The sequence below is a fragment of the Pseudomonas sp. GW822-FHT02E03 genome, from assembly GCF_058802325.1.
Window position 1 is genome coordinate 214,722 of sequence record NZ_JBXAOA010000005.1, and the last position, 25,145, is coordinate 239,866.

Sequence of the window (25,145 nt, forward strand, 5' to 3'; positions counted from 1 at the left end):
GCCGACGATGAATCATGACGCGGTTCGGCTGTTTCAACTTTGAGACGCAGTAAAAGAAATAAACGTGCTTTCCAAATACATTAAAAAAACCTGGAATCTTTCTTCATATCCATGAGTCGGATTTTGTAAGCAGCTAGGATTAATACAAGTCCAGCTGATCGCTAAAACGCTAGGTCAATCCACAACGCTTCCAACAAGGAAACAGACATGGGCACAATTCTTATCGTTATTCTTATCCTGTTGCTGATAGGTGGTCTGCCGGTCTTCCCGCACTCCAGAAGTTGGGGTTATGGCCCGTCCGGTATCATCGGCGTGGTGTTGGTGGTGCTATTGATCCTGCTGCTACTCGGCAAGATATAAAGGTTTTGCCGGCAAAAAAAAGAGGCCCTGCGAAGGGCCTCTTTTCTATTCCGGTAAAACTTAGTCCGGTTTGCCGTCAACCACACCGGCGGTGTTATCGATCAGGCTTTTGGTGGCCGTCTGAATGAACGACTCGAGCTTCTGCTTGAGCGCCGCTTCATCAGCCGATGCCGGGATCACTTCACCTTTCGGATTGGCGCCCAGTTCGTATTGATACAACTTCGGCGGCATCTCTTTGGGCAGTACCAGCACGCGATCCCCGGTAAGCAATGCGACCGTCTGATCGCTGCCCGACGGCTTGATCACGCCAAACCCCTTGTCGCCTTCCGGCAGGTTCAGCAAGTCGCGACCCCAGCATTGTTGAATCACCTCTCCACCAATACGGCCCATGATGGTCGGCACGATGTCGATCTGGGTGCCGACGGTATGGTCGACCTGGCCGAATTTTTCCTGGACGCCCGGCCCGATCAGCAGCATCGGCACGTTGAAACGACCCAGGTCCATTTCAGTGATCTGCTGTTCGTTGCCAAAACCGTGGTCGCCGACCACCACAAACAGGGTTTCCTTGAAATACGGCTCTTTGCGGGCCTGTTCGAAGAATTGACCCAACGCCCAGTCGGAATAGCGCATGGCGGTCAAGTGTTCGTTGAGGTTGCCGCGATCGGTCACAGGCTTCACCGGCAATGGCGTCGGCAAAGCGTACGGCGTGTGGTTGGACAGCGTTTGCAGCAAGGCATAGAACGGCTTCTTGTCCTTGCCATCGCGGGCCTTCAATTCTTCCAGGCCACGGTTGAACATGTCCTGGTCGGACACACCCCAGGTCGGATCGGAGAACACCGGGTTGACGAAGTCATTACGTCCGATGAAGTTGGTCATGCCCTGGTTGCTGAAGAAGCCCGACTGGTTGTCCCAGGCGAAGTCGCCGTTATAGACGTACACATCGTCGTAGTCACGGGCACTGAGCAACTGCGGCAGGCCGGACAGTTTGTGGCTGCCTTCAGGCGTCTGCATCAGGTATTCGAAACCCGGCAAGTTCGGGAAGCAGGCCATGGTGGCGAACATGCCCTGGTGGGTATGGGTGCCGTTGGAGAAGAAACGATCGAACAACAGGCCTTCTTTCGACAGTTTGTCGAAGTACGGCGTGATTTCACCCGGACGACCCAGAGCGCCCACCGAGTGACCGGCGAAGCTTTCCATCAGGATCACCACGACGTTCTTGATCGGCAGTGTCTTGTTGGTGTCGGGGCTGAAATTGCGACGCACCGCGGCGGTCTCGGGATCGACCAGCTTGTCGCTCGGGGTCAACAACAAATCGCGCACGGTCTGCTGGGCCAGGGGCTGTGGCAGTGTGGCTTTCCAGACATTGTCGCGATGTTCGGACAGCCGGCTCTTGGCCGCTGCGATCAACGACAGCGTGCCGTTGAGGCCCAACTGATTGGCGAAGTTCGAGTCGGTGGTGTAAACGTCACCCCAACGCATCGGCGGGCCCTGACGCAGAGTGCCACGAGCGGCGACCACGCAGACCAGCAGGCAGACCACGAACACCATGCCACGCGCATACCACGGAGCGACCTGCCGCGTACTGATGCTGCCACCGCTGAACGGCCCGCGAGGACGCGTGGCGCGGTCGGCGCCCTTGAACGCAAGCGTCAGAATCAACGTGCCCACGGCCCAGGCCAGCAGGTAGCGAACCACCGGAAAACCGTACCAGAGCATGCTCACCACGGTTTTCGGGTCTTCTTTCACGTACTGGAAGACCAGACCGTTGAGGCGCTGGTGGAACTCGCGGTAAAAGTCCATCTCCATCAGGCCGAGGAACAGCGCGATGCTCGAGACAACGGTCAACCACAACCGGAAGAACCCGCGAGCGGCCATGGCCCTGGCACTGAACAGGGCCAGCAGCAGCGGAATGCTGAGGTAAACCACCAGGCGCAAGTCGAAACGCAGGCCGTTGGCGAACGCTTCCAGAAAGGTCGAGGCCGGTGTGTCGAGGATCATCGAGCTGTTGTAGACCAGCAGCGCCACGCGCAGCAGGCTGAACATGACCATCATGACCAAGGCACACAATAGCGTGTAGGCCAGATGCGATTTGACGGTCGGTTGCAGCAGGCGACTAGAAGCTCGCTGCTGACTCAGGGCGTCCGGGTTTGCCATGTCGTTTTAGGACCCATTGGAAGTTGAAGTTTCAAAAATACAGCGGCGCCTTGCCTGATGCTGGTCGGTTAACCTGTGGGAGCGGGCTTGCGCGGTGCGCAAATGTTGCACGATCAACCGCGGCATTACCATTGATTACTGACCCGCAGGACCGACTGTCGCTTGTAGCGTTGTGGGACAAGAGACGTGGTGCAAAGTTGCGGGCTGACTCATTGGGACGCGAGTGAATTGTCTTGGAGGCTTTGTGAAAATTTCGTTCAACGCATATCCAGAAACAAAATAAAGCCCCGTCCCTTGGTAAAAACACGAACGCCCCGATCAAATCGGGGCGCTGTTGAACGGGCATTATCAAAAGTATACGCGGTTACTTCTCGGCGCGTTCTTTCAGGGCTTTGAGGGTGTTGAACGGCGCATCGACCACAAACTTGTTGGCCAACCACGACGGCACGCTGCCGCCGGGTTCGGTATGGGCCTGATAAGTCACTTCGACTTGATCGCCCTTAGGCACGAGCTTCCAGAAACCTTTGACCTGGGCCACCCGTACTAAACCTTTTTCTTCCGGGACGTACTTGGGCTGCCCTTCCAACTCGCGGGTCAGGCTGCCATCGGCGCCTTCAACAGTGGTGACATGCAATACGGAGTCGCGAGGAGTGACCGGCCAAGGGGTATTGAATTGGGTGTAGGTCCAGCTCTGGTTACCTTCATGTTTGAGCAACTTCTGAGTCTTGCACTCGTGAATCCATGCACAGGCACCCGGCACGTCTTCCTGCAATGCACGCAGTTTGGCCATGGTGGTCTTCATGACGGTCACGCCACGGTAAGCCTTGTATTGGGAACCGGCCACTTCACTCAAGGACACCTTGATGCCCTCTTCTTCCTTGGCGGTTTTCCATTCTTCGGCCTGGGCCGTGGAGGCCAGTAAAACCGTCAAACCACACAGCACAGCCATACGATGCAGCGAACCCATAGTCTTATTCCTTATTGTTGAAGTTCCGTTCGTTGAACCCATCACGCGGCCGTCATTTGCTCCCACCAGCCCAGCAACTTGATCGCTTCGTCGCTGCTGCTTCCGCAGACCTCGACATCGGCTTCAAATGCCGAACACACCGCAGGACGTTCCGGCTTGCCGAAAATGCTGCACAGGTTATCGGTAGACAGCTGTATGCAACGCTCTCCGGCGGCTTTGCCATTGGGCATTCCGGGAATCGGCGAACTGATGGAAGGGGCAATGCAACAGGCGCCACAGCCTTCACGGCATCTCATGACGACAAGCTCCTCGCGACGGGTAAAGGGACGTGGCACAGAGTAACGGCTAAAACGACTGTTTAAAATTACCTGAGCCCGGGTTTTTTCGTTGAAACGAACGTGACTGACCAGTCTCCGACAAAGCGTCTGGTCCGCGGGTCACGAATGGGAGGGATTTACTGCTTGAACTCGAATTCCAGCGCCGCGCCTTCAACTTCCCGACGCTCTTCATTGCGCAGTTGCAGCTGCATCTCGTTGCTGAGCAGGCGTCCGTTGAGCTGGAACGGGCTGCTCTTTTCACCGAACATTTGCGGCAACAGCGCATCGTGTCGGGGCAAGGTTACCGTGCCGACCGGCTTCAATTCTTCGACCATGTCCTTGGGTAAGCTCAAGTCGAGACTTGCGGAAGGGAGTTTGGTTTTCACGACTTCACTGGCCGGTTTCGACTTGGAAGCAATGGGGGAACGTTTTTTGACCGCCGCAGCCTTCTTTTTGGCCGGTGCGGCCTTTTTGACCGCTGCCGTTTTTTTCTCGGTGGTGCTGGCTGTCGGTTTTTCCTGAACGGAAGCCGCCATGACGCCTTCCGGATGACAGGTCATTAACAGGCAGATCAACAACCAGGCGGCAGGAAAAATCGGCTTCATGGACCCAACGGTGTGAACGGCAGAAGGCTATATGCTCGCCTGTTGGAGACGACAAGACAAGCGGCCAGTTCAGAACTGCCCAGCCGCTCAAAAACCGCTCGCCGTCTCCTGACAAAGTTGCGTCGCCAGCAAACCCAACGTCATCAATGCACGCTCGGCCTCGCGGTTCCAGGGGATGCCACAGTTCAGGCGAATGCAGTGATTGAACTGCTCGGTGTTACTGAAAATCAGCCCCGGCGCAATGCTGATGCCCTGCTGCAACGCACGCACATGCAGTTCCTGCGTGTTGACCCGCCCCGGCAGGCTGACCCACAGAATGAAGCCGCCGGTGGGCCGGGTCATCTGCGTCCCTTCAGGGAAGTACTGCTGCACCGCCAACTGAAAAGCGCTGAGGTTCTTGCGGTACTCCTGACGGATGTAGCGCAAATGCCGGTCGTAACCGCCGTTCTCCAGATAGGCCGCTATGCCCATTTGCGTGACGCTACAGGCTGAATGGGTGCTGAAGGTCTGCAAGCGCTGGATTTCCTGCTGGTACTTGCCGGCAATCATCCAGCCGATGCGCACACCGGGCGACAGGGTTTTGGAGAAGCTGGAGCAATAGATCACCCGATCCAGTCGGTCGTAGGCCTTGAGCGATTTGGTGCGACCCTGCTCGAACATCAGTTCGCCGTAAATATCGTCTTCGACGACCTGGATATCGAAATCCGAAGCCAGGCGCAGCAATTGTTTCTGCCGCTCTTCGGGCATGGTGCCGCCCAAGGGATTACTCAGGCGCGTGGTCAGCACCAGCGCCTTGATCGACCACTGGTTGGCCGCCAATTGCAGGGCTTCGAGGCTCATGCCGGTGGCTGGATCGCTGGGGATCTCGATGACTTTCAGCCCCAGCAGGTCGGCGAGCTGCAGCAAACCGTAATAGGTTGGCGACTCGGCCGCGATCAGATCGCCCGGCCGGGTCAATACGCGCAGAGACATCTGCAACGCATCGACGCAGCCGTGGGTAATCACCACTTCCGACGGGTCGACCACCACACCGGCGTCGCGCATGCGAATTGCCACTTGCCGACGCAACGGCTCGAAACCGGGGCTGAACATGTAGCTGAACGCCCGCGGGCTATGGAAACGGGTAACTTTGGCCAGTTGCTGATGCAGCGCCCGCACCGGCAGATAGTCAACGCTCGGTACGGCGGCGCCCAACGGGAAGACGCCTTCGCGGCGGGATTCGACCAGGACTTGCTGAATGATGCTGCTGCGCGTGACAAGGCCAGGTCGCTCGACCCGTGCAATGTCCGGGGTTGGCGCCGTGAGCGCCGGCGTCTGGTGCACGTAGTAACCGGATTGCGGCCGGGCACGAATCAACCCCTGATCTTCAAGGTTGGCGTAGGCCTGCAACACCGTTGCATGGCTGACGTTGAGCTGCGAGCTCATCTTGCGCACCGAAGGCACGCGCTCCCCCGGTTGATAGACACCGCGGCGGATGTCTTCGGCCAGTTGCTGAGCAATACGTTGGTAGAGCAAGAGATTGGTCATGACGCAGCACTCGATTTCACGGGCATTTTATTCTTGTGTGAAACAATACCGGAACAGTTTAGAAGTGTACTGGGACAGTTGCCACAATAGTCGACCGTACAGTGCAGTGTCAGCAAAAACTGTACTGTTTTTACTGGAATCGCGAGGCAATTGGCAGGCACAAAAAAACCCGGCACTGCTGACAGGCCGGGTTTTCCAGTAACGCAGCCCTTAGCGGGCGGCGCCGAGCTGGCCTTTTTCGTCGGAGAACACAATTTCCACCCGACGGTTCTGTGCACGACCACGTTCTGAGGCGTTCACGTCCACCGGGTATTCATCGCCGTAGCCTTCGACTTTGATACGTTTGTCGTCGATGCCCAGGTCCATCAGCACGTCAGCCACCGATTGCGCACGGTCGCGGGACAGCTTGAGGTTTTCCTGTTTACCGCCAGTGCTGTCGGTGTAGCCTTCGATCCGCACCACGCGCTTGGGGTTGAGCTGCAAGAACTGGACGATCTTCAGCACCACGCGGTTTGCCGAGCTTTTCAGCTCTGCTTCACCGGTATCGAACAGCACATCGCCCAGAGTCATCACCAGGCCACGGTCGGTTTGGGTAGTCGCCAACGCCACGATCTGCTCTTCGAGCCACTTGCCCTGTTGCTGCACGCTGAGCAACTTGGACTCACGCAGGGCCAGTTGCAGGCGCTGACGCTCGAGTTCGAGCTTCGCCGCGCGTTCCTCGTTGAGCACTTGATTGGTGTGTTCCCGGGCGATTTCGCTGTAGCGCCGGCTCAGGTAGGCGTAATGCACAACGTCAGAACCGCTGCCCCAGTAGCTGGACAGACGATCGGCGCGGGCCAGCGACTCGCCGGCACGGATCACGTCTTTGGGCGCAATGCGCAGCACATTGGAGTCTTCCTTGACCTTCTGAAAGTCAGTGCCGGCCTGCTGGATTGCGGCTTCGCTGTGTTGACCAGCGCAACCATAAAGGCTTGCGCAACCGGCCAGGATCAAGCCGCCGAGTGCTTTGGTTTTCAGGCTCATTGGGCATCTCCCAGTTGCTTGCGCAGACGAGTGATGCGGGTATTGAGCACGTTCAACTGCTCCTCACTCTTGAGGGTCAGAACCCGGGCTTCGGCCAGTCGCGCGTCCAGCTCAGCCTGCTCGGCCCGCATGCGCGCATTCTTGAAGGACTGGTCGGCCATGTTGCCCTTGGCACGCTTGAACTTGTCTTCAGCCAGCTTCAGCTCTGGCACTTCGTCGGCGGTAGCACCCACGGCCTTGGCTTGTTCGAGGGCCTGTTCGGTCAGGCGTATTTGTTCATTCGGCGCCGGATCGGCTGCACAACCCGCCAGAGCCAGAACGGCCAGGGCAGCGAAAAGAGGTCGAATACTCACTAAGAATCCCTACTGTTTTGGGGTACTGACAGGTTGTGGCTGCGGTTGTGAGCGTTGCGCTTTCCAACGCTCGATATTGCGCAGCAGCGCAGCTTCTGTCAGTCCGGACGCGGGCAATTCTGTCATCTTTTTAGCCAGCTGTCCGCGCAACCAAGGATCGTTGCAGGCAGAGTTATGGGAAACTGCAAGATACAGGCCCGGTTTGTCGATGGGGTGTGGGTGGGCCATCAAGTCATTGGCCATCCCCAGCGTTTGCACCAAGGCCATGCCCGAGTAGCGTCCGGCGAGGACAAATTCCACCTCGTTCAGCAGCAACTTCTGAAAGGCCTGGGTGAGATTGGGCGTGCGAACCAGAGTCAATTGCTGCTCGGCGAAAGTGCCAAATGACGTTGTTACTCGAGCCTTTTCTGACAAGGCGCCGGGATGACCGTGAAGGTCCTGGGCTTCGTTGTAGACCAGTAGCGAGTCGTTGCGAGTCCAGACCAGGTAATCGTTCTCCAGCAGCGGTGGATGGATGTAATCCAGATTTTCCAGCTCACTGACCGTCAACGGCGCATCGGCCAGCATGTCCATTCGTCCGCTGCGCACTTCGTCCAGGGCCTGGGAGCGCTTGCCGGCATAAAGCAGTTCGACCTTGATGCCCAACTCCCCCGCCACTTGCTGCAACAGGTCGGCGCTGGCGCCTATCAGGTACTTGGGGTTTTGCGGGTCTTGCCACAGATACGGCGGCGCGTCCGGACTACCGGTCACCACCAGGCGCTCACATTTGCCCGCGGCTATGGATAGCCCCGGCAACAGCGTCAGCCCCAGCAGTAATGACCAGCCACACACGCGGCGTAAATCCATGGGAACACTCCCTACAACCCAATATTTTCGCCCGTAGGAGCTCCTACAGAAGCACAAAAAAAAGCCCGACCAAAAGGTCGGGCTCTTTATAAGTCAAGACGCCGGATTAGACCAGCTTCTCGAACTCGGGGATGGCTTCGAACAGGTCTGCCACCAGGCCGTAATCGGCCACCTGGAAGATCGGCGCTTCTTCGTCCTTGTTGATCGCAACGATCACTTTGGAGTCTTTCATGCCGGCCAGGTGCTGGATCGCGCCGGAAATACCGACCGCAATGTACAGCTGCGGAGCAACGATCTTGCCGGTCTGACCGACCTGCATGTCGTTGGGTACAAAACCTGCGTCGACCGCGGCGCGGGAAGCACCGACGGCAGCGCCCAGCTTGTCAGCCAAGGCGTACAGGTGTTTGAAGTTGTCGCCGTTCTGCATGCCGCGACCGCCGGAAACGACGATCTTGGCAGCGGTCAGTTCCGGACGATCGGACTTGGCCAACTCTTCGCCAACGAAGCTCGAAGTGCCAGCGTCGTGAGCAGCCGCAACCGCTTCAACGGCAGCCGAACCACCTTCAGCGGCAACCGGGTCGAAACCGGTGGCACGCACGGTGATCACTTTGACCGCAGCGTTCGATTGAACGGTAGCAATGGCGTTACCGGCGTAGATCGGGCGCTTGAAGGTGTCGGCGCTTTCGACCGAGATGATCTCGGAGATCTGGTCAACGTCCAGGTTTGCGGCAACGCGCGGCAGGATGTTTTTGCCGTTCGAAGTAGCGGCAGCCAGGATGTGGCTGTAGCCCTTGCCCAACTCTGCAACCAGCGGAGCGACGTTTTCCGGCAGTTGATGAGCGTAGGCGGCGTTATCGGCCACCAGCACTTTGGCCACACCAGCGATTTTCGCCGCGGCTTCAGCCACGGCGCCAGCGCCCTGACCTGCAACCAGAACGTGGATATCACCACCGATCTTGGCGGCAGCAGCCACAGTGTTCAGCGTGGCCGGGGCCAGTACTTTGTTGTCGTGTTCAGCAATAACCAAGATAGTCATTTAGATTACCTTCGCTTCGTTTTTCAGTTTCTCGACCAGTTCAGCCACCGACTTGACCTTGATACCCGCGCTGCGTGCAGCCGGCGCTTCGACTTTCACGGTCTTGTTGGTGGAGGCGGTGGAAACGCCCAAAGCGTCCGGAGTCAGCACTTCGAGAGGCTTCTTCTTGGCTTTCATGATGTTTGGCAGAGACGCGTAGCGCGGCTCGTTCAAACGCAGGTCGGTGGTGACGATGGCCGGCAGTTTCAGGGAAACCGTCTGCGCGCCGCCGTCGATTTCGCGGGTCACGGCAACGCTGTCGCCGGACACTTCGACTTTCGAAGCGAACGTGCCCTGACCGTAGCCGCTCAATGCAGCGAGCATCTGGCCAGTCTGGTTGTTGTCGCTATCGATGGCTTGTTTGCCGAGGATCACCAGCTGAGGCTGTTCCTTGTCGACAACAGCTTTCAACAACTTGGCAACCGCCAGGGAAGTCAGATCTTCAGCGGATTCGACGAGGATGGCACGGTCGGCACCCAGAGCCAGCGCGGTGCGCAGTTGCTCTTGAGCGGTGGACGGGCCGATGGAGACGACGACGATTTCAGTCGCAACGCCTTTCTCTTTCAGACGTACGGCTTCTTCCACTGCGATTTCGCAGAATGGGTTCATCGACATCTTGACGTTAGCGAGGTCGACGCCGGAATTGTCCGCCTTGACACGAACCTTGACGTTGTAATCCACAACGCGTTTGACAGCTACAAGAACCTTCATGGATTCCTCGTTACTCTCCGGTGAAAAGAAAGTCGCCTAGGCGAACCTGGCGGTTGATGCTCATCGGCACAAGGGCACCTCTAAAAACGCTGGCAGGTGTATCGGGTGAACGTTGCTCACGAGGCGGATAACCGTTCGTCAGTGGTGACCGACGAGTCATTCATTATCGCGGCGTGTAAACTGCGCGAAAAACCTGCGCGGCGCATCACCTTGTACTGCCATCGCCCTGTCTTTAGAGGTGCTCTTGAAACCAACAGTCAGCCTACGGCGAGCGCAAAACCGACCGTATCTTGACCGGAACGCCTATTCCGGTCAATACGGCAAAATGGCCACTCATAAGCCGCGGTGACTTTGATTTATCTGGCTTTGAGCCAATTCAAACAAACGTTTGTATTGGACGCTAGGAGTGGTGTAGATATAATGCGCCACCTAGAGAGAAAGGTGGGTCATCCATTATCCCTTCCGACCGTTGCCGGAGGAAATAATGGATGCAACGCCAAACCTCCAATTAGAAAAAAACTGTTGAGCCTTGAGTAGGAGATAGCCTGTGGAACGCGAATACATGGAATTCGACGTGGTCATCGTCGGTGCCGGCCCCGCTGGCCTGTCCGCCGCCTGCCGTTTGAAGCAGAAGGCCGCCGAAGCCGGTAAGGAAATCAGCGTCTGCGTGGTCGAAAAAGGCTCCGAAGTCGGTGCTCACATCCTGTCCGGTGCCGTGTTCGAACCACGCGCCCTGAACGAACTGTTCCCGGACTGGAAAGAACTCGGCGCGCCGCTGAATACGCCAGTCACACGCGATGACATCTTCGTTCTGAAAAACGCCGACAGCGCGCAGAAGATTCCTGACCTCTTTGTGCCCAAGACCATGCACAACGAAGGCAACTACATCATCTCCCTGGGCAACCTGTGCCGCTGGCTGGCTCAGCAGGCCGAGAACCTGGGCGTGGAAATCTACCCGGGCTTCGCCGCCCAGGAAGCACTGTTCGACGAGAACGGCGTGGTTCGCGGGATCATCACCGGCGACCTGGGCGTTGACCGCGAAGGCAATCCGAAAGAAGGCCTGTACACCCCGGGCATGGAACTGCGTGCCAAGTACACGCTGTTCGCCGAAGGTTGCCGTGGCCACATCGGCAAGCAACTGATCAAGCGCTTCAACCTCGACAGCGAAGCCGACGCCCAGCATTACGGCATCGGCCTGAAAGAAATCTGGGAAATCGACCCGGCCAAGCACCAGCCAGGCCTGGTGGTCCACACCGCCGGTTGGCCGCTGGACATCATGGGCACCGAGAACACCGGCGGCTCGTTCCTCTATCACCTGGAAAACAACCAGGTGGTGGTCGGCCTGATTGTCGATCTTTCCTACAGCAACACCTTCCTGTCGCCGTTCGACGAGTTCCAGCGCCTCAAGCATCACCCGGTGCTCAAGCAATACCTGGAAGGCGGCAAGCGCATCAGCTACGGCGCGCGTGCTATCTCCAAAGGCGGCTTGAACTCGCTGCCGAAAATGGTCTTCAAGGGCGGCGCGCTGATCGGTTGCGACCTCGGCACCCTGAACTTCGCCAAGATCAAAGGCAGCCACACCGCGATGAAGTCCGGCATGCTCGCCGCTGACGCCGTGGCCGACGCGCTGTTCGCTGAGAAGGATGGCACCGAAGAGCTGACCACTTACGTCGACGCCTTCAAGAAGAGCTGGCTCTACGACGAACTGTTCGCCAGCCGCAACTTCGGCCCGGCGATGCACAAATTCGGCCCGATTCTCGGCGCGGCGTTCAACTACATCGACCAGAACTGGTTCGGCGGCAAACTGCCGTTCACCCTGCACGACACCAAGCCGGATTACGCTTGCCTGAAACTGGCGGCCGACTGCAAGAAGATCGACTACCCGAAACCGGACGGCAAGATCAGCTTCGACAAACTCAGCTCGGTGTTCATCTCGGGTACCAACCACGAAGAAGAGCAGCCTTGCCACTTGAAGCTGGCCGATGCGAGCATTCCGATCGCCAAGAACCTGCCGATGTACGATGAACCTGCCCAGCGTTACTGCCCGGCCGGCGTGTACGAAGTCGTCACCCAGGAAGACGGCGAGAAGCGCTTCCAGATCAACGCCCAGAACTGCGTTCACTGCAAGACCTGCGACATCAAGGACCCTGCGCAGAATATTACCTGGGTGGCGCCGGAAGGTGCCGGCGGCCCGACTTACCCGAACATGTAAGTTGACTCGCTGAACATCAAGGCTCCCGACATGGGGGCCTTTTTGTTGCCTGCGATTTAAGCAACGACACAAAACCACTGTGGGAGCGGGCTTGCTCGCGAATGCGGTGCATCAGTCACCCGTTAAGTCGACTGACCCACCGCATTCGCGAGCAAGCCCGCTCCCACATGGGGATTCGTGGTGTATCAAGCAGCCCGCTCATCTCCGGGATTACGTTCGAAGTAACGCTTGTACTCGCGGCTGAACTGCGACGTGCTCTGATACCCCACCCGATGCGCCACCTGGGCCACGCCCAAGCCTTCGCCCAGCAACAACTGCTGGGCCCTGAGCAAGCGCAAACGCTTCAAATACTGCACCGGCGACAACAAGGTGCTGCGCTTGAAATGCTCATGAAACGTCGACGCGCTCATGTTCGCGCAACTGGCCAGGGTCTCGACGTTCAGCGGTTCGGTGTAATGCGCATGCAGATGACTCAGGGACGCCGCGATCCGGGCGAACTGCCCCTGTTGTTCCACCAGCGCGCGCAATACATCCGCTTGCGGCCCCCGCAACGCCACGAACAACAATTCACGCAATCGCGCCGGGCCCATGATCTGGCATTCCAGCGGATCGTGCAGGCAGCGCAACAACCTCTCCACACAACCGCGCATGGCATCGTCGAGCACTGCCGAAGTCATGGACTCGGGCGTCTGTGCGGGAACCGTGCGCCCCGGCGACAGCCCCATGGCCAATACCAACTCACCGAGCATTACCCGGTCGATGGCGATGGAAACGCCCAGCATCGGGCCATCCGGCGCCGAAAACGTTTCGCACTCGAAGGGCACCGGCAACGCCTGAATCAGATAATGCCCGGCACCGTATTCAAGCGTACGCGGGCCCAGATACGCCAACTTGCTGCCTTGGGCGATGATGACCAGGCTTGGCTCGTAGATTTGCGGGCCACGGGCCACATCACAACTGGCGCGCAAAACCTGCACCCCCGGCAATGCGGTGGGAGCGAAACCATCGCGAAGGGTCAGCGGCTGGATCAGCGAAACCAGGGTGGCATTGGCATCGAGATGACGGGTCAACAACATGAGGGAGCTCTTCACAAAAGAAGTCACAAAAGAAGTCACAAAAGAAGTCACAAAAAAGTCGCAAAAACGGGATGAAAGCATCATCGCAGGTCTGAACGCCAATGCGACCAATCAACGGTGCATGCCGGAGGATTAGGCATGACACCCGGAGGAATCGCCATGGCCGGTCACCCGTGCGGCGCCCAGAATTGCTCGCCTCACCTGTCACCGCTTTTGCGAGGTTCACCATGTACACCGCCATCGGATACGCCGCTCAATCAGCCACCACTCCCCTCGCCCCGATGAAATTCGAACGCCGCAGCCCACGGGCCGACGACGTTGCGATCGACATTCTCTACTGTGGCGTCTGCCATTCCGACATCCATCAGGCCCGCAACGAGTGGGGCATTGCTGTTTACCCACTGATGCCCGGCCACGAAATCGTAGGCAAAGTTACCGCCGTCGGTGCGAACGTTACTAAACACAAAGTCGGCGACCTGGTCGGGGTCGGCTGCATGGTCGACTCGTGCCGCCACTGCGAAGCCTGTCAGGCGGATCTGGAGCAATACTGCCTGGAAGGTCCGACCATGACGTACGCCACCCCGGACCGGGTCGATGGCAGCAACACCATGGGCGGTTACTCCGACAGCATCGTGGTCAGCGAGCACTTTGTCGTGCGCATCCCGGAGAAACTCGACCCGGCCAGCGCCGCGCCGATTCTGTGCGCCGGCATCACCACCTATTCGCCGCTCAAGCACTATGGCGTCAAGGCCGGTGACAAGGTCGGGATTCTCGGCATGGGTGGCCTCGGCCACATGGGCATCAAGTTTGCCAAGGCGATGGGCGCTGAAGTGACGTTGTTCACCCGCTCGGCGAGCAAGGCTGAAGAAGGTCGTCGCCAAGGCGCGGACCACGTGATCGTGTCCACCGACGCTGAGCAGATGAAAGCCGCCGCAGGACATTTCGACTTCCTGCTGGACACCATTCCGGTGCAGCACGACCTCAATCCCTACCTCGATACCCTGCGTTTCGACGGCGTACACATTCTGGTGGGCTTGATCGAACCGGTCGATCCACCGGTGCACGCTGCCAAACTGGTATTGGGTCGTCGCGTGCTGGCAGGCTCGCTGATCGGCGGCATCGCCGAAACCCAGGAAGTGTTGGATTTCTGCGCCGAGCACGGCATCACCTGCGACATCGAAATGCTCGACATCCGCCAGATCAACGAGGCTTACACCCGCATGATTGCCGGTGACGTGAAGTACCGCTTCGTGATCGACATGGCGACACTGAAGGTTTAAACCTTCAAGCCAAGCTCCGCCGACAGCCGGGCTGTGACCCCTTTGATCAGGGGAATCAGCTCGGCCATTTTTTCCAGCGGCATGTACGGCACGGTGCTGGCGATGCTGATACCGGCGACGATGCGCTTGCTGGCATCGCGGATCGGCGCCGCCACGCAGCGAATCGACGGTTCGTTGTCTTCCAGGTCGAAGGCGTACCCGCCAGCCACATACTCAATCATGCGCTGCTGAAACTGCTCCCAGGATTGCTCCGGGTGCTGCGGCCAGAACTGATTTTTCCCACCCACCGGCAAGCTGATTTCGTACAGCCGCTGCCATTCTTCCTGCGTGTCATCGAGCATCAGCGCCTTACCGATCCCGGTACGCGCCAATGGCATGCGATGCCCCACCCGCGAACGCATTTCCGGACCGTTGCGCCCCGGATTCTTGTGCAGGTACAGCACCTCGTCACCTTCACGAATCGCCAGGTGAATGGTGTCGCCGGTCAACGCCGACAACTCATCCAGATACGGCCCGGCCAGCGTCACCAGTGGCAACTCTTCACGAGCCTGGAAACCCAGCTCGATCAGTTTCGGCCCCAGCAGATAACCGACTTGCGGCACCACCCGCAAATATCGCTCGTCCACCAGGCAACTGGCCAGACGATGGGTGGTACTGCGCGTCGTGCCGATCAGCCGGGCGATTTCCTTGAGATCGCGGGCGCCACTGGCCACGGCCTGAACCACGCCCAAACCACGAAGCAGTGTCTGGGTGCCGGTCGGCGCGGCGTCCTTGGCGATTTTTGGGGCGTCTTCCTGCATATCCAGCCTTTACCGTTGAGCGAGTGAACGGGCGGCATTATGGTCGCCCGAAGGCCGCGACTACAACTTGATACGCTCGACCTTGCCCACCAACAACACGTAGGAAAGCGCACCCAACAACGCCAGAACCGAGATATAAGTAATCGCCGGGGCAAACGAATCACCCGAGGCGAGGAAACCGATGACGATGGGCGTGGTAATCGCCGCCAGGTTGCCGATGAAATTGAACACCCCACCGGTCAATCCAAGCAAGCGCGCCGGGGCCAGGGTCGACACCAGCGACCAGGTAATCGAAGCCAGACCATTACCGAAGAAGGCCAGCGCGAGGAAGGCAATCACCAGCGGCGTCGATTCGACGAAGTTGGCACCGATGATCGAAGTCGAGATCAGCAGGCCACCAATGATTGGTAACTTGCGGGCGAAACCCACCGTGTAGCCGCGACGGATCAAAAAGTCCGAGAAGAACCCCGAACACAGCACACCGACGAATGCCGCCAGAAACGGCAACGACGCCAGCAAGCCAGACTTGATGAAATCCATGCCGCGATATTTCACCAGGTAGGTGGGGAACCACGTCAGAAAAAACCACAACGTCGAATTGAGGCAGAACTGACCGAGGTAAATGCCCCACAACTTGCGTTTGCTCAGGACAATCCCAAGGTCGATCCAGCTGAATTTAGCCTTGGTCTTCGCGGCTTCAGCCTGGATATCCACCAGCCCGCCGCCCTCGCGGATCAGCTCGATTTCAGCGTCGTTGGCGCCCTTGAAATCCCGTGGTTCGCGATACACCGCGTACCAGATCACCGCCCAAATGATGCCCACCGCACCGGTGCTGACAAACACCATGTGCCAGCCATATTGGTGTTGCAACCACGCGAGTACCGGTGTGAGAAACGCCAGCCCGACGAACTGCCCTGAGGTGTAGAAACCAATGGCCGTGGCGCGCTCGCGCTCAGGAAACCAGGTCGTCACCACGCGGCTGTTGATCGGATACGCCGGCGCCTCCAGGGCACCAACGGCCATGCGCAGCACGAACAGCGCGATGAAACTGGCAGCGAAGCCGAGCATCACCGTGGCCAGCGACCACAGCAACAATGCGACGCTATACAGGATGCGCGGCGGCACCCGGTCCACCAGCCAGCCGCCGGGGATCTGCATGGCGGCGTAGGTCCAGCCGAACGCGGAAAAGATCAGCCCGACATGGATCGGATCGATGCCCAGGTCGCTGGTCAGCGCCGGGGCGGCAATCGACAGGTTGCTGCGGTCCAGGTAGTTGATCACCACGGTGATGAACAACAGGACCATGATGAAAAACCGCTTGCGGCTCGGCGTCACCAACGACGCCTGCCCGGTGAGGGTTTGCGGTTGCATGGGGGTGCCTCTTCTTATGTTTATTGAGGTCGATGTGAAATCGGGTTTGCTGCAAATCTCCCTGTCCATGGAGATCAAACTGTGGGAGCCAGCCTGCTGGCGATAGCGTTGTGTCAGTCACCAAGAATGCTGGGAGTGCCGACCAAATCGCCAGCAGGCTGGCTCCCACAGGGATTTGTGTTGAGTCAAAATGAACTCACCACTCGGCAAAGCTGCCATCGGCATGGCGCCAGATCGGGTTGCGCCAGCGGTGGCCGACGGCGGCGCGCTCGATCACGTATTCCTCGTTGATCTCGATGCCCAAGCCCGGGCCGTTGGGGATCTTCACGAAGCCTTTGTCGTAGTCGAACACCCGTGGATCTTTCACATAATCGAGCAGGTCATTGCTCTCGTTGTAATGGATGCCCAGGCTCTGTTCCTGGATGAAGGCGTTGTAGCAAACCGCGTCCAGTTGCAGGCACGCCGCCAGGGCAATCGGGCCCAACGGGCAATGCAGCGCCAGTGCCACGTCGTAGGCTTCAGCCATGTTGGCGATCTTGCGGGTTTCGGTGATGCCACCTGCATGGGAAGCATCGGGCTGGATGATGTCGACGTAGCCTTCGCTGAGCACTCGCTTGAAATCCCAACGCGAGAACAACCGCTCGCCGAGGGCAATCGGTGTGCTGGTCAGCGGTGCCAGTTCTTTCAGCGCTTCGTAGTTTTCGCTCAGCACCGGCTCTTCGATGAACATCAGTTTGTACGGGTCGAGTTCCTTCATCAGCACCTTGGCCATGGGCTTATGCACCCGACCATGGAAGTCCACGCCGATGCCGACATTCGGGCCGACGGCATCGCGTACGGCGGCGACGTTGGCCAAGGCCAGATCGACCTTCTCGAAGGAATCGAGAAATTGCAGTTCTTCGGTGCCGTTCATTTTCACCGCCGTGAAACCACGGCTGACCGCTTCTTTCGCAGCGCGAGCGGTGTCCGCTGGGCGATCACCACCGATCCACGAATACACACGAATCTTGTCGCGCACCTGACCACCCAACAGATCGCTGACCGACACACCCAGAGCCTTGCCCTTGATGTCCCACAACGCCTGGTCGATGCCGGCCAGAGCGCTCATGTGGATCGCGCCGCCACGGTAGAAGCCGCCACGGTAGAGCACGGTCCAGATGTCTTCGATGTTGCGTGGGTCTTTGCCGATCAGGTAGTCGGACAATTCCTCAACCGCAGCAGCGACGGTGTGTGCGCGGCCTTCGACCACGGGCTCACCCCAACCGGTCACGCCCTCGTCGGTTTCGACCTTGAGGAAGCACCAGCGCGGCGGAACGATGAAGGTAGTGAGTTTGGTGATTTTCATCTATTGCCTCTCTTATTAGATGCAGCGCTCGCAGCGCCAAAAAGTCTTAACGCAAAGCATTCCAGGCAGCGACATACGCCTTGGCGTTTACCGCCACTTGCTCAGGTGTCATGCCCGGTTTGAACAACCCGGAACCCAGCCCGAAACCTTTGACACCTGCCTCGATAAACACCTGCATGTTGTCTGGCGTAATCCCGCCCACCGGCACCAGCACCGTCCCTGCCGGCAACACCGCCAGCCAGGCTTTCACAACGGCGGGGCCCATTTGTTCGGCCGGGAACATCTTCAGCACATCCGCCCCTTCGGCCAATGCAGCAAAGGCTTCGGTCGGCGTCGCCACACCCGGCGACAGGAACAGCCCCGCCGCTTTCGCGGCGCGCAACACCTTGGCATCGCTGTGGGGCATGACGATCACTTGGCCGCCCGCCGCTTTCACTTGCTCGACCTGCTCCGGCGTCAGCACCGTGCCTGCACCGATCAGGCAATCGGCGGGTAAGGTACTGCGCAGGATGCGGATACTTTCGTACGGTTCGGGGGAATTAAGCGGCACTTCAATGACGCGAAATCCGGCCGAGTACAGGACTTCGCCGACGGCTGCCGCTTCTTGCGGACGCAGGCCACGCAGGATCGCGATCAGACCGTTTTGTGCCAGTGCTTGCTTGAGCATGTCAGACCTCCAGTCAGGTTTAACGGGATGGGGGTGTCGTGATCAGTCCGGCGGCGACCGCCAACTGCCACAACCCGCGTTCGGTGGCCTGCTCGGCCAGGGTCACCCGGGCAAAACCGCAGGCGTCGAGCGCACGGCTGTAGCGGGCGCAGAGTTGGGAGTTGCCGATGAGGATGATCGACGGCAGATGGACGCTGTTGCGCCGACGCCGCTGAACGTTGGCCAGCGCCGCCAGTTCATGACCAATCAGCAAGCCCGACAGGTAGTCCGGTTGAGCCGTGGCGCTCAGTTCACCGGTCAGCCCCAGACTGCGGGCACTGAACAATGTCGACAGCGGTCCGATCTCGCCGTCCGCCGACAGGGCCACCCGCACGCCACGATCAAACGCTTCGCCATTAAAAGACGCGCCGCGCTGCTGAGTGCGCCCCAGAATGCTGTGTTCACTGAGGACGGCAAAGACTTCGCCGGTCATGAAAGTATCGAAATGCACGATGCAGCCGTCGGCCACTTCCACCCATTTCGAATGGCTGCCCGGCAAGCCGATCAACAGATCGTTGCCCGCCCCGCTCGGCAGATGCTGCAACACACCGAGGACTTGGGTTTCCTCGCCGCGCATCACATTCGGCAAGCGCGAACGCTGAATAACGCCCGGCACGATGTGCACATCGACACCGCGAAGACTGCGAACGATTTGTAGGGAAGTTCCGAGATTGGCGACGTTCGCCGGCGTGTCGCAGTAGGCCGCTTCCCGCCAGCCCTGAGCACTGCCGACCATGCCGCAAGCAATCACCGGCAAATCGGGCTGTGCGTCGAGCCAGTCACCGCACGCCTCATCGAAGGCCAATTCAAAACCGTCGGCACATTCCTGGCCGACGATGATTCGCGGCGTCCTGGGCAGCTGCATGATCCCGGACGACAGCGAGCGCTGTTCCAGCACCTGGCCACCGAAGCCGAGTTTGTAAGCACGTAATGAGGTTGTCCCCCAATCGAGCGCGATCAATTGCGCCAGCATCGCTTCACCTGTTTTGTTTTTTGGCAGTGAGTGAGCTGGACTATAAACCTGGACGAAGGTAAATCTCAATATATAAATATCAATCCCATATATTGGGAGAAGCACAAAAAAAGATCGCAGCTTTCGGCAGTCCCTACAGATCGATGTACGACGCAATAGCGCGGTCGAACACAATCCCGTGTAGGAGCTGCCGAAGGCTGCGATCTTTCAGGAGATCAATTGCCCTCGGCAAACTCGCGCAACACCGCCCCATCCATCCGATACCGAACCCACTCCTCCTGCGGCTGTGCGCCGAGGGATTTGTAGAATTCGATCGCCGGTTTGTTCCAGTCCAGCACGCTCCATTCGAAACGGCCGCAGTCATTGGCGCAGGCGATTTTTGCCAGGTGGCGCAGCAAGGTTTTACCGGCGCCGCCGCCTCGTTGTTCAGGGGTGATGTAGAGGTCTTCGAGGTACAGGCAGTTGCTGCCCAACCAGGTGGAATAGCTGAAAAAGAACACCGCAAAGCCGATCGGCAGGCCATCGCGCAGGCAAATCAGGCCATGGGCGGTGGCGCCTTCGCTGAACAGGCTGCGCTCGATGTCGGCGACGCTGGCGATGACTTCGTGGCGGGCACGTTCGAAGTCGGCCAGTTCAGTGATGAACGCGAGGATTTGCGGAGCATCGCTGGGGGTTGCCGGGCGGATTTCGATCGTCATGAACGTGCCTTGTGAAAAGTTGAAAACGCCATACTAAGTCCGCGCGCGGCGCTCGTCACATTTGAAAGCAAAACGTCATGTAGCATTAATGTTTTGTGGCGCTTTGTATGAACGAGCCCGCCTGCGAAATCAGCGTGACTGTACTGACGCCTTCGCGGGCAAGCCCGCTCCCACAGGGTGCTCATTGATCACAAAAACCGAGTCGAATCCAAGGAACTCCATGACCACCGCCGCTTTCGCGCCGCTGCACAATCTGGCTTCTGAACTGCTGCCCCACGCGCTGGAACCTAGCGAGGATGGCGCCCATGATCTGTCGCACTTGCAGCGGGTGTGGCACAACGTGCGCACGCTTCATGCGCAAGAAGGCGGTGATCTTGAGGTGCTGCTGGCCGCCGTGCTGTTGCACGATTGCGTGGCGGTGGAGAAGAACTCGCCGCTGCGCTCACAGGCATCACGGCTGGCGGCGCAGAAAGCTTCGACCGTACTGATAGCCCTGGATTGGCCTGGCGCAAAAATTACAGCGGTCGCTCACGCCATCGAAGCCCACAGCTTCAGCGCCAACATCACGCCCACCACCCTCGAAGCGAAAATCATTCAGGACGCCGACCGCCTCGACTCCCTTGGCATGCTCGGCGTGGCGCGTACCTTCTACATCGCCGGGCGCATGGGCAGTGCGTTGTACGACCCGTTGGACCCAGAGGCAAAAGAGCGGGACTACGACGACAAGCGCTTTTGCCTCGATCATTTCCAGACCAAACTGCTGCACCTGGCGGACGGTTTCCAAACGACCACCGGTCAACGTCTGGCACAGATTCGCCACGAACGCATGAAGGGTTTCATGGAGCTGTTCAAGGAGGAAATTGGCGTCGATCAATAAGTCTGGGCGGCACCACTCGTCGTTCATCAGGCACCAATCCAGGTAAGCGAGGACCAATATTGGGTAAGGACTCTAATCAACGGAGACGACACCATGATCACGTCCCGACTGACCGCCCTCGCTCTCACCACGCTGCTCTCCTCTGTCGCGCTCGCCGCGACCAGCTCTTCCGGGGCCGACCCGACCGATCCACTCCAAAGGCCCGAATCTGCGACCACCCAAGGCATCGACAGCGGCCGATCGCCTTCTCCGACGGCCACAGACCCACGGATTTATCACGACGACGCGGGCGCTCAGGGCGGGATGAATACACCCGGCCCCCAGACTCCCGACAACGCCGGAACCGGCGTCGGCTCGAAAACCACCACCGGTGGCTCGGGCTCCGAAGGCCGTAGCGTCAATCAGTAAAACCGCCGATGCGAGCGACCTGCAATACCTATCCGTCCTAACGAAGAGGTAACCATGAACGTTGATAAAAACCTGGAAAAAGAAGTCCTGACCCGTCTGCTACACGCCCACCCAAATGGCTTGGGCAAGGAGGTTCTGGACAATTACCGGGGGGAGAAAGTCGTGGCCAGCACCCTCGCCACTCTGCAGGATCGCGGGCTGATCCAGCACGGTCATGTGATCTGCAACGAAGCCGGCGAGCACTCGCTGAACCTGCCGATCAAACTCAGCGCCGCTGGGGTTGAAGCGGCGCGCAAGCTGGATGTCTAACTGAGTAGGCGCTGCAACAGGTTGCGATCTTTTGCCTGTGAATGTTTGAAGAGCAAAGATCGTCCGAACGCGGCCCGAGCCTTCGCCAGCGCCTACAACCAGGAGAAGTCCCATGCCTCGAGGAAGCAAAGACAAATACACCGCCGAGCAAAAGCGCAAGGCCGAACACATCGAAGAAAGCTACGAGCACAAAGGCGTGTCGAAAGATGAAGCCGAAGCTCGCGCCTGGGCCACGGTGAACAAGCAGTCGGGCGGAGGTGAACGCGCTGGCGGCTCCGGGCGCAAGAAGCCGGCCAGCGCCAAGTCTGCAGATCGCAAGGAGTCAGCCCGGCGTGCGGTGGCCACCCGTGAAGGCAAGCCGCGCAACAGCAAGGCTTCGCGCGAGACGCAGACGGTAGACAGCCTGAGGAAAGAAGCCCGAGCGAAGAAGATTCCGGGGCGCTCGAGCATGCGCAAGCAGGAGTTGATCGAGGCGTTGCGCAAGGCCGGGTAAGGGTCCGGATTTGATGGTGAGTTCAAGGGCCCCATCGCGAGCAGGCTCGCTCCCACAGTTGATTCGTGTGAACCGCAATATTGGCGGCTGGCATAAATCCAATGTGGGAGCGAGCCTGCTCGCGATAGCGGCTGATCAGGCGCCGAAAGTATCGCGAATGAATGCATCCAGTTCAGCCGCCCCCGGCGAAGTCGCCGGCCCCCAACGAGTGACGGCCAAAGCAGCTGCCGCGTTGGCCCGCCGCGCCGCGTCTATCGCCGACAAACCTTGTGCCAACCCCGCAACCAACACCCCGGCATGGGCATCCCCCGCACCGTTGCTGTCAACGGCCGTGACCTTGAATCCCGGCACATGCTGACGGTCACCATGCTGGCTGATCCAGCACCCCTGCGACCCATCGCGAACCACCATCAAGGCGTCCGTCGGCAAATGATCCGCCAGCCCATTCAACGCCTCGGCAATGTCTGACGCCCCGGTAAACCGCAGCGCCTCGACGCGGTTGCTGGTCCACAGATCGATGCGCGGAAACAAAGCCTTCATCAGCGGCGCGTCCGGCGAATCCACCAACGGCCCCGGATCGAACACCACCTTGATCCCGTCCGGCAAATCCAGCACCCAATTCACCAGCGCCTGAGCCTTGCCGCCATGCAGCAGGCTATAGCCGCTGACATAGACAAAATCGCCCGCCTCGGCCGGCACACTCGCCAGGTCTTCGGCGGTCAATTCGCCTTCGGCACCGATGCAGGAAATGAACGTGCGCTCAGCCGAGGCTTCGGTCAGCGCGACACACAGCCCGGTGTCGCGCTCAGTGCTCTGATCAATGCCAATCCGAATGCCTTCAGCCGTCATCGCCTCTCGGGCCATGTCGCCGAAACGGCCCTTGCCATGGCCACCGAGGTAGACTACCGGCAAGCCGTTTCGCCGGGCCGCAGCCATCACATTGAAGCCACCGCCAGCCTCGAAACGGGCGGATTGCGCCAGCACGTCACCGCCCGATTGAGGCAATTTATCCACGGCCATGACCAGGTCGATCATGACCTGGCCGGTGTGTAGCAGATTAGGCATGAGCCGGCTCGATCAACGCAGTGCGGCGATCCTTGGCACCGCCGAGTACCCAGTAAATGCCACCGGCGACCACGAACGTGACGATCCAGCCCAGGCCGTTGTGGCCCAGCCAGGAGTCGGACAAAAAGCCCCGGAACCAGACATCTTGTTCAGTGGTGCCAATGGTGGTGAAACTGAAACCCAACACAATCGCCACCGCCCATGCACCGAAGGCGCGCCACTCGACGCCACCGCGATACCAGTAGGCGCTGCTCGGGCTGACGTCCAGCAGGTCTTGGGGGCTGTAGTAATGACGATGAATCAGGTCGACCACAAAGATCCCGCCCCATGCCGTGATTGGCACCGCCAGCAAGGAAATGAAGGTGATGAACGGGCCGTAAAAACTCTCGGCGATCAGCATGAAGTAGATCGAGCCGGCGAAGATCGCAATGATATCGAGCACCACCGCATACACGCGCTTGACCTTCAGGCCGAGGGTCAGCGTGGTCAAACCGGCGGAGTACACCGACAGGTTGTTCGACAGCAGCAGCCCGCCGAATGCGGTGATCAGATACGGCACGGCCATCCAGGTCGGCAGCATGTCGCGGATCGCGACGATTGGGTCAGTGGCCGAGGCCAGATCGTTATTGCCCACTGACAGCAAACCACCGAGGGTGATCAGCAGTACCAACGGAATCCCCGCACCGAACGCCGCCGACGCCACCAGACGCACGGCTTTGACGCTGCGGTGCTGGTAGCGCGACATGTCGGCACCGGCGTTGGCCCAACCGATCCCGGTGCCGGCAGCCATGGTGCCGATGCCGATGATCATTGCGCTCAGGGGCGCGGGCGTCGCATTGAATACGGCGCTCCAGTCGATGGTCGCGCAAAGGAAACCGCCGACCAGGATGTTCAACCCACCGAACACATAGGTCGCCCATCTCTGGATTACCAGCAACGTGGCGTGGCCTAGGCCGGACACCGACAACGTCAGCAGTACAAAAATCGCGATAAACACCAGGGTCAGCAGCGGCGCGCTTTTGGCTTCCACCGGCGAGCCAAACAGAATCGAGCACAACGACAGCAAGACGAATGCGGCGGTGGTGGTGTTGACGGTTTCCCAACCCAGTCGCGACATCAGCGAGACCAGCGTCGGGCCGATATTGCCGCGCACCCCGAAGATGGCTCGCGACAGCGTCAGGCTCGGTGCGCGACCACGACGCCCGGCAATGGAGATGATCCCGACCACCGCGAACGAACCGGCGGCACCGAGGATGGCGACGATGATCGCCTGCCAGATCGCCAGGCCGCGGAAGGCCACCAGCGTGGCGCCCAACGGTAAGCCGAGGATGGAAATATTGGCGGCAAACCAGACCCAGAACAGTTGCAGTGGGTGACCGTTGCACTCCCCTTCCGGCACCGGCTCGATGCCACGGGTTTCCAATTGCCCGGCACTTTGCCCGGTGTTCGATGAACTCATACAACTGCTCCTGTTGCCATTGTTGTGGTTATGGGCAATTTCGGAAGTCGAGATAACATTCCGGCGATCCTTGCCATATCAGTGCGTTCCATTGCGGGTGAACAATTCTAGTAAGCGGCGCGCCTATCGCGGGCA

Annotated in this window: 26 protein-coding genes; 7 read left to right on the forward strand and 19 right to left on the reverse strand. The window is 59.2% G+C overall.

From position 1 onward, the window contains the following. Window positions 1-207 precede the first annotated feature (207 nt). Entirely contained in the window at window positions 208-360 is a 153-nt protein-coding gene (locus AC1RQB_RS06295) for a DUF3309 family protein (RefSeq protein ID WP_008012020.1), read from the forward strand. A gap of 60 nt (window positions 361-420) precedes the next feature. Here AC1RQB_RS06295 and AC1RQB_RS06300 read toward each other — a convergent pair whose 3' ends face one another. The 10 genes from AC1RQB_RS06300 to AC1RQB_RS06345 all read right to left on the reverse strand — a co-directional run bounded on the left by AC1RQB_RS06300 (window position 421) and on the right by AC1RQB_RS06345 (window position 9,938). After that, window positions 421-2,514, reverse strand: coding sequence for an LTA synthase family protein (locus AC1RQB_RS06300; protein ID WP_063341153.1), 2,094 nt, complete (start codon window positions 2,512-2,514; stop codon window positions 421-423). Window positions 2,515-2,878: 364 nt separating this feature from the next. Then, window positions 2,879-3,481 (reverse strand): START domain-containing protein, encoded by a 603-nt coding sequence (locus AC1RQB_RS06305; protein ID WP_063341154.1) that lies wholly within the window; start codon window positions 3,479-3,481, stop codon window positions 2,879-2,881. 41 nt (window positions 3,482-3,522) lie between these two features. Beyond that, window positions 3,523-3,777: a YkgJ family cysteine cluster protein gene (locus tag AC1RQB_RS06310; RefSeq protein WP_008075147.1), complete on the reverse strand. Its 255-nt coding sequence runs from the start codon at window positions 3,775-3,777 to the stop codon at window positions 3,523-3,525. 158 nt (window positions 3,778-3,935) lie between these two features. Next, window positions 3,936-4,403, reverse strand: a complete 468-nt coding sequence (locus AC1RQB_RS06315) for a hypothetical protein (RefSeq protein ID WP_063341155.1) — start codon at window positions 4,401-4,403, stop codon at window positions 3,936-3,938. 87 nt (window positions 4,404-4,490) lie between these two features. Continuing rightward, a complete protein-coding gene (locus AC1RQB_RS06320; protein WP_007903895.1) occupies window positions 4,491-5,930 on the reverse strand; it encodes an aminotransferase-like domain-containing protein in 1,440 nt (479 codons plus the stop codon). A 210-nt stretch (window positions 5,931-6,140) separates the two neighbouring features. Further along, window positions 6,141-6,953 carry an OmpA family protein gene (locus AC1RQB_RS06325; RefSeq protein WP_007903897.1) on the reverse strand — a complete coding sequence of 271 codons (813 nt, stop codon included), beginning with the start codon at window positions 6,951-6,953 and terminating at the stop codon, window positions 6,141-6,143. Further along, on the reverse strand, window positions 6,950-7,306 hold the full coding sequence (locus AC1RQB_RS06330; protein WP_008073146.1) for a DUF4398 domain-containing protein: 357 nt from the start codon (window positions 7,304-7,306) through the stop codon (window positions 6,950-6,952). The genes AC1RQB_RS06325 and AC1RQB_RS06330 overlap by 4 nt, the downstream gene beginning before the upstream one ends. A gap of 9 nt (window positions 7,307-7,315) precedes the next feature. Continuing rightward, complete coding sequence (locus tag AC1RQB_RS06335) at window positions 7,316-8,152, reverse strand: substrate-binding periplasmic protein (RefSeq protein ID WP_008073147.1); 837 nt, start codon at window positions 8,150-8,152, stop codon at window positions 7,316-7,318. A 106-nt stretch (window positions 8,153-8,258) separates the two neighbouring features. Beyond that, complete coding sequence (locus AC1RQB_RS06340) at window positions 8,259-9,188, reverse strand: electron transfer flavoprotein subunit alpha/FixB family protein (RefSeq protein ID WP_063341156.1); 930 nt, start codon at window positions 9,186-9,188, stop codon at window positions 8,259-8,261. Beyond that, on the reverse strand, window positions 9,189-9,938 hold the full coding sequence (locus tag AC1RQB_RS06345; protein ID WP_007942046.1) for an electron transfer flavoprotein subunit beta/FixA family protein: 750 nt from the start codon (window positions 9,936-9,938) through the stop codon (window positions 9,189-9,191). A gap of 547 nt (window positions 9,939-10,485) precedes the next feature. On the opposite strand from AC1RQB_RS06345, the gene AC1RQB_RS06350 reads away from it, so the two are divergent. After that, the gene (locus AC1RQB_RS06350) at window positions 10,486-12,150 is read left to right on the forward strand and encodes an electron transfer flavoprotein-ubiquinone oxidoreductase (protein ID WP_063341157.1); all 1,665 of its coding nucleotides are present in this window, start codon (window positions 10,486-10,488) and stop codon (window positions 12,148-12,150) included. A 185-nt stretch (window positions 12,151-12,335) separates the two neighbouring features. Here AC1RQB_RS06350 and AC1RQB_RS06355 read toward each other — a convergent pair whose 3' ends face one another. Further along, on the reverse strand, window positions 12,336-13,226 hold the full coding sequence (locus AC1RQB_RS06355) for an AraC family transcriptional regulator (protein WP_063341158.1): 891 nt from the start codon (window positions 13,224-13,226) through the stop codon (window positions 12,336-12,338). Between the two features lie 227 nt (window positions 13,227-13,453). On the opposite strand from AC1RQB_RS06355, the gene AC1RQB_RS06360 reads away from it, so the two are divergent. Further along, window positions 13,454-14,506 (forward strand): NAD(P)-dependent alcohol dehydrogenase, encoded by a 1,053-nt coding sequence (locus AC1RQB_RS06360; protein ID WP_063341159.1) that lies wholly within the window; start codon window positions 13,454-13,456, stop codon window positions 14,504-14,506. Here AC1RQB_RS06360 and AC1RQB_RS06365 read toward each other — a convergent pair. From AC1RQB_RS06365 to AC1RQB_RS06390, 6 genes are all read right to left on the reverse strand, one after another. Continuing rightward, on the reverse strand, window positions 14,503-15,306 hold the full coding sequence (locus AC1RQB_RS06365) for an IclR family transcriptional regulator (protein WP_008012044.1): 804 nt from the start codon (window positions 15,304-15,306) through the stop codon (window positions 14,503-14,505). The genes AC1RQB_RS06360 and AC1RQB_RS06365 overlap by 4 nt on opposite strands. A 60-nt stretch (window positions 15,307-15,366) precedes the next feature. After that, on the reverse strand, window positions 15,367-16,677 hold the full coding sequence (locus AC1RQB_RS06370; RefSeq protein ID WP_063341160.1) for an MFS transporter: 1,311 nt from the start codon (window positions 16,675-16,677) through the stop codon (window positions 15,367-15,369). Window positions 16,678-16,873: 196 nt separating this feature from the next. Further along, entirely contained in the window at window positions 16,874-18,022 is a 1,149-nt protein-coding gene (gene dgoD / locus AC1RQB_RS06375; protein ID WP_007903915.1) for a galactonate dehydratase, read from the reverse strand. Between the two features lie 46 nt (window positions 18,023-18,068). Then, window positions 18,069-18,689, reverse strand: a complete 621-nt coding sequence (locus tag AC1RQB_RS06380; protein WP_007903916.1) for a 2-dehydro-3-deoxy-6-phosphogalactonate aldolase — start codon at window positions 18,687-18,689, stop codon at window positions 18,069-18,071. A gap of 19 nt (window positions 18,690-18,708) precedes the next feature. After that, the gene (locus AC1RQB_RS06385) at window positions 18,709-19,701 is read right to left on the reverse strand and encodes a 2-dehydro-3-deoxygalactonokinase (protein WP_063341161.1); all 993 of its coding nucleotides are present in this window, start codon (window positions 19,699-19,701) and stop codon (window positions 18,709-18,711) included. Between the two features lie 215 nt (window positions 19,702-19,916). After that, window positions 19,917-20,399, reverse strand: a complete 483-nt coding sequence (locus AC1RQB_RS06390) for a GNAT family N-acetyltransferase (protein ID WP_063341162.1) — start codon at window positions 20,397-20,399, stop codon at window positions 19,917-19,919. 220 nt (window positions 20,400-20,619) lie between these two features. Between AC1RQB_RS06390 and AC1RQB_RS06395 the strand changes: the two genes are divergently transcribed. The 4 genes from AC1RQB_RS06395 (at window position 20,620) to AC1RQB_RS06410 (ending at window position 22,486) form a co-directional block, all read left to right on the forward strand. After that, window positions 20,620-21,276 (forward strand): HD domain-containing protein, encoded by a 657-nt coding sequence (locus AC1RQB_RS06395; RefSeq protein WP_063341163.1) that lies wholly within the window; start codon window positions 20,620-20,622, stop codon window positions 21,274-21,276. 93 nt (window positions 21,277-21,369) lie between these two features. Then, window positions 21,370-21,684 (forward strand): hypothetical protein, encoded by a 315-nt coding sequence (locus AC1RQB_RS06400; RefSeq protein WP_063341164.1) that lies wholly within the window; start codon window positions 21,370-21,372, stop codon window positions 21,682-21,684. Between the two features lie 54 nt (window positions 21,685-21,738). Next, window positions 21,739-21,993 (forward strand): hypothetical protein, encoded by a 255-nt coding sequence (locus AC1RQB_RS06405; RefSeq protein WP_007903936.1) that lies wholly within the window; start codon window positions 21,739-21,741, stop codon window positions 21,991-21,993. A gap of 112 nt (window positions 21,994-22,105) precedes the next feature. Beyond that, window positions 22,106-22,486, forward strand: coding sequence for a Rho termination factor N-terminal domain-containing protein (locus AC1RQB_RS06410; protein WP_063341165.1), 381 nt, complete (start codon window positions 22,106-22,108; stop codon window positions 22,484-22,486). 135 nt (window positions 22,487-22,621) lie between these two features. Here AC1RQB_RS06410 and AC1RQB_RS06415 read toward each other — a convergent pair whose 3' ends face one another. Together AC1RQB_RS06415 and AC1RQB_RS06420 are read right to left on the reverse strand one after the other, a co-directional pair. Next, window positions 22,622-23,551: a PfkB family carbohydrate kinase gene (locus AC1RQB_RS06415; protein WP_063341166.1), complete on the reverse strand. Its 930-nt coding sequence runs from the start codon at window positions 23,549-23,551 to the stop codon at window positions 22,622-22,624. Next, complete coding sequence (locus AC1RQB_RS06420) at window positions 23,544-25,010, reverse strand: purine-cytosine permease family protein (protein WP_063341167.1); 1,467 nt, start codon at window positions 25,008-25,010, stop codon at window positions 23,544-23,546. Before AC1RQB_RS06420 ends, AC1RQB_RS06415 begins: the two co-directional genes overlap by 8 nt. Window positions 25,011-25,145: the final 135 nt, after the last annotated feature.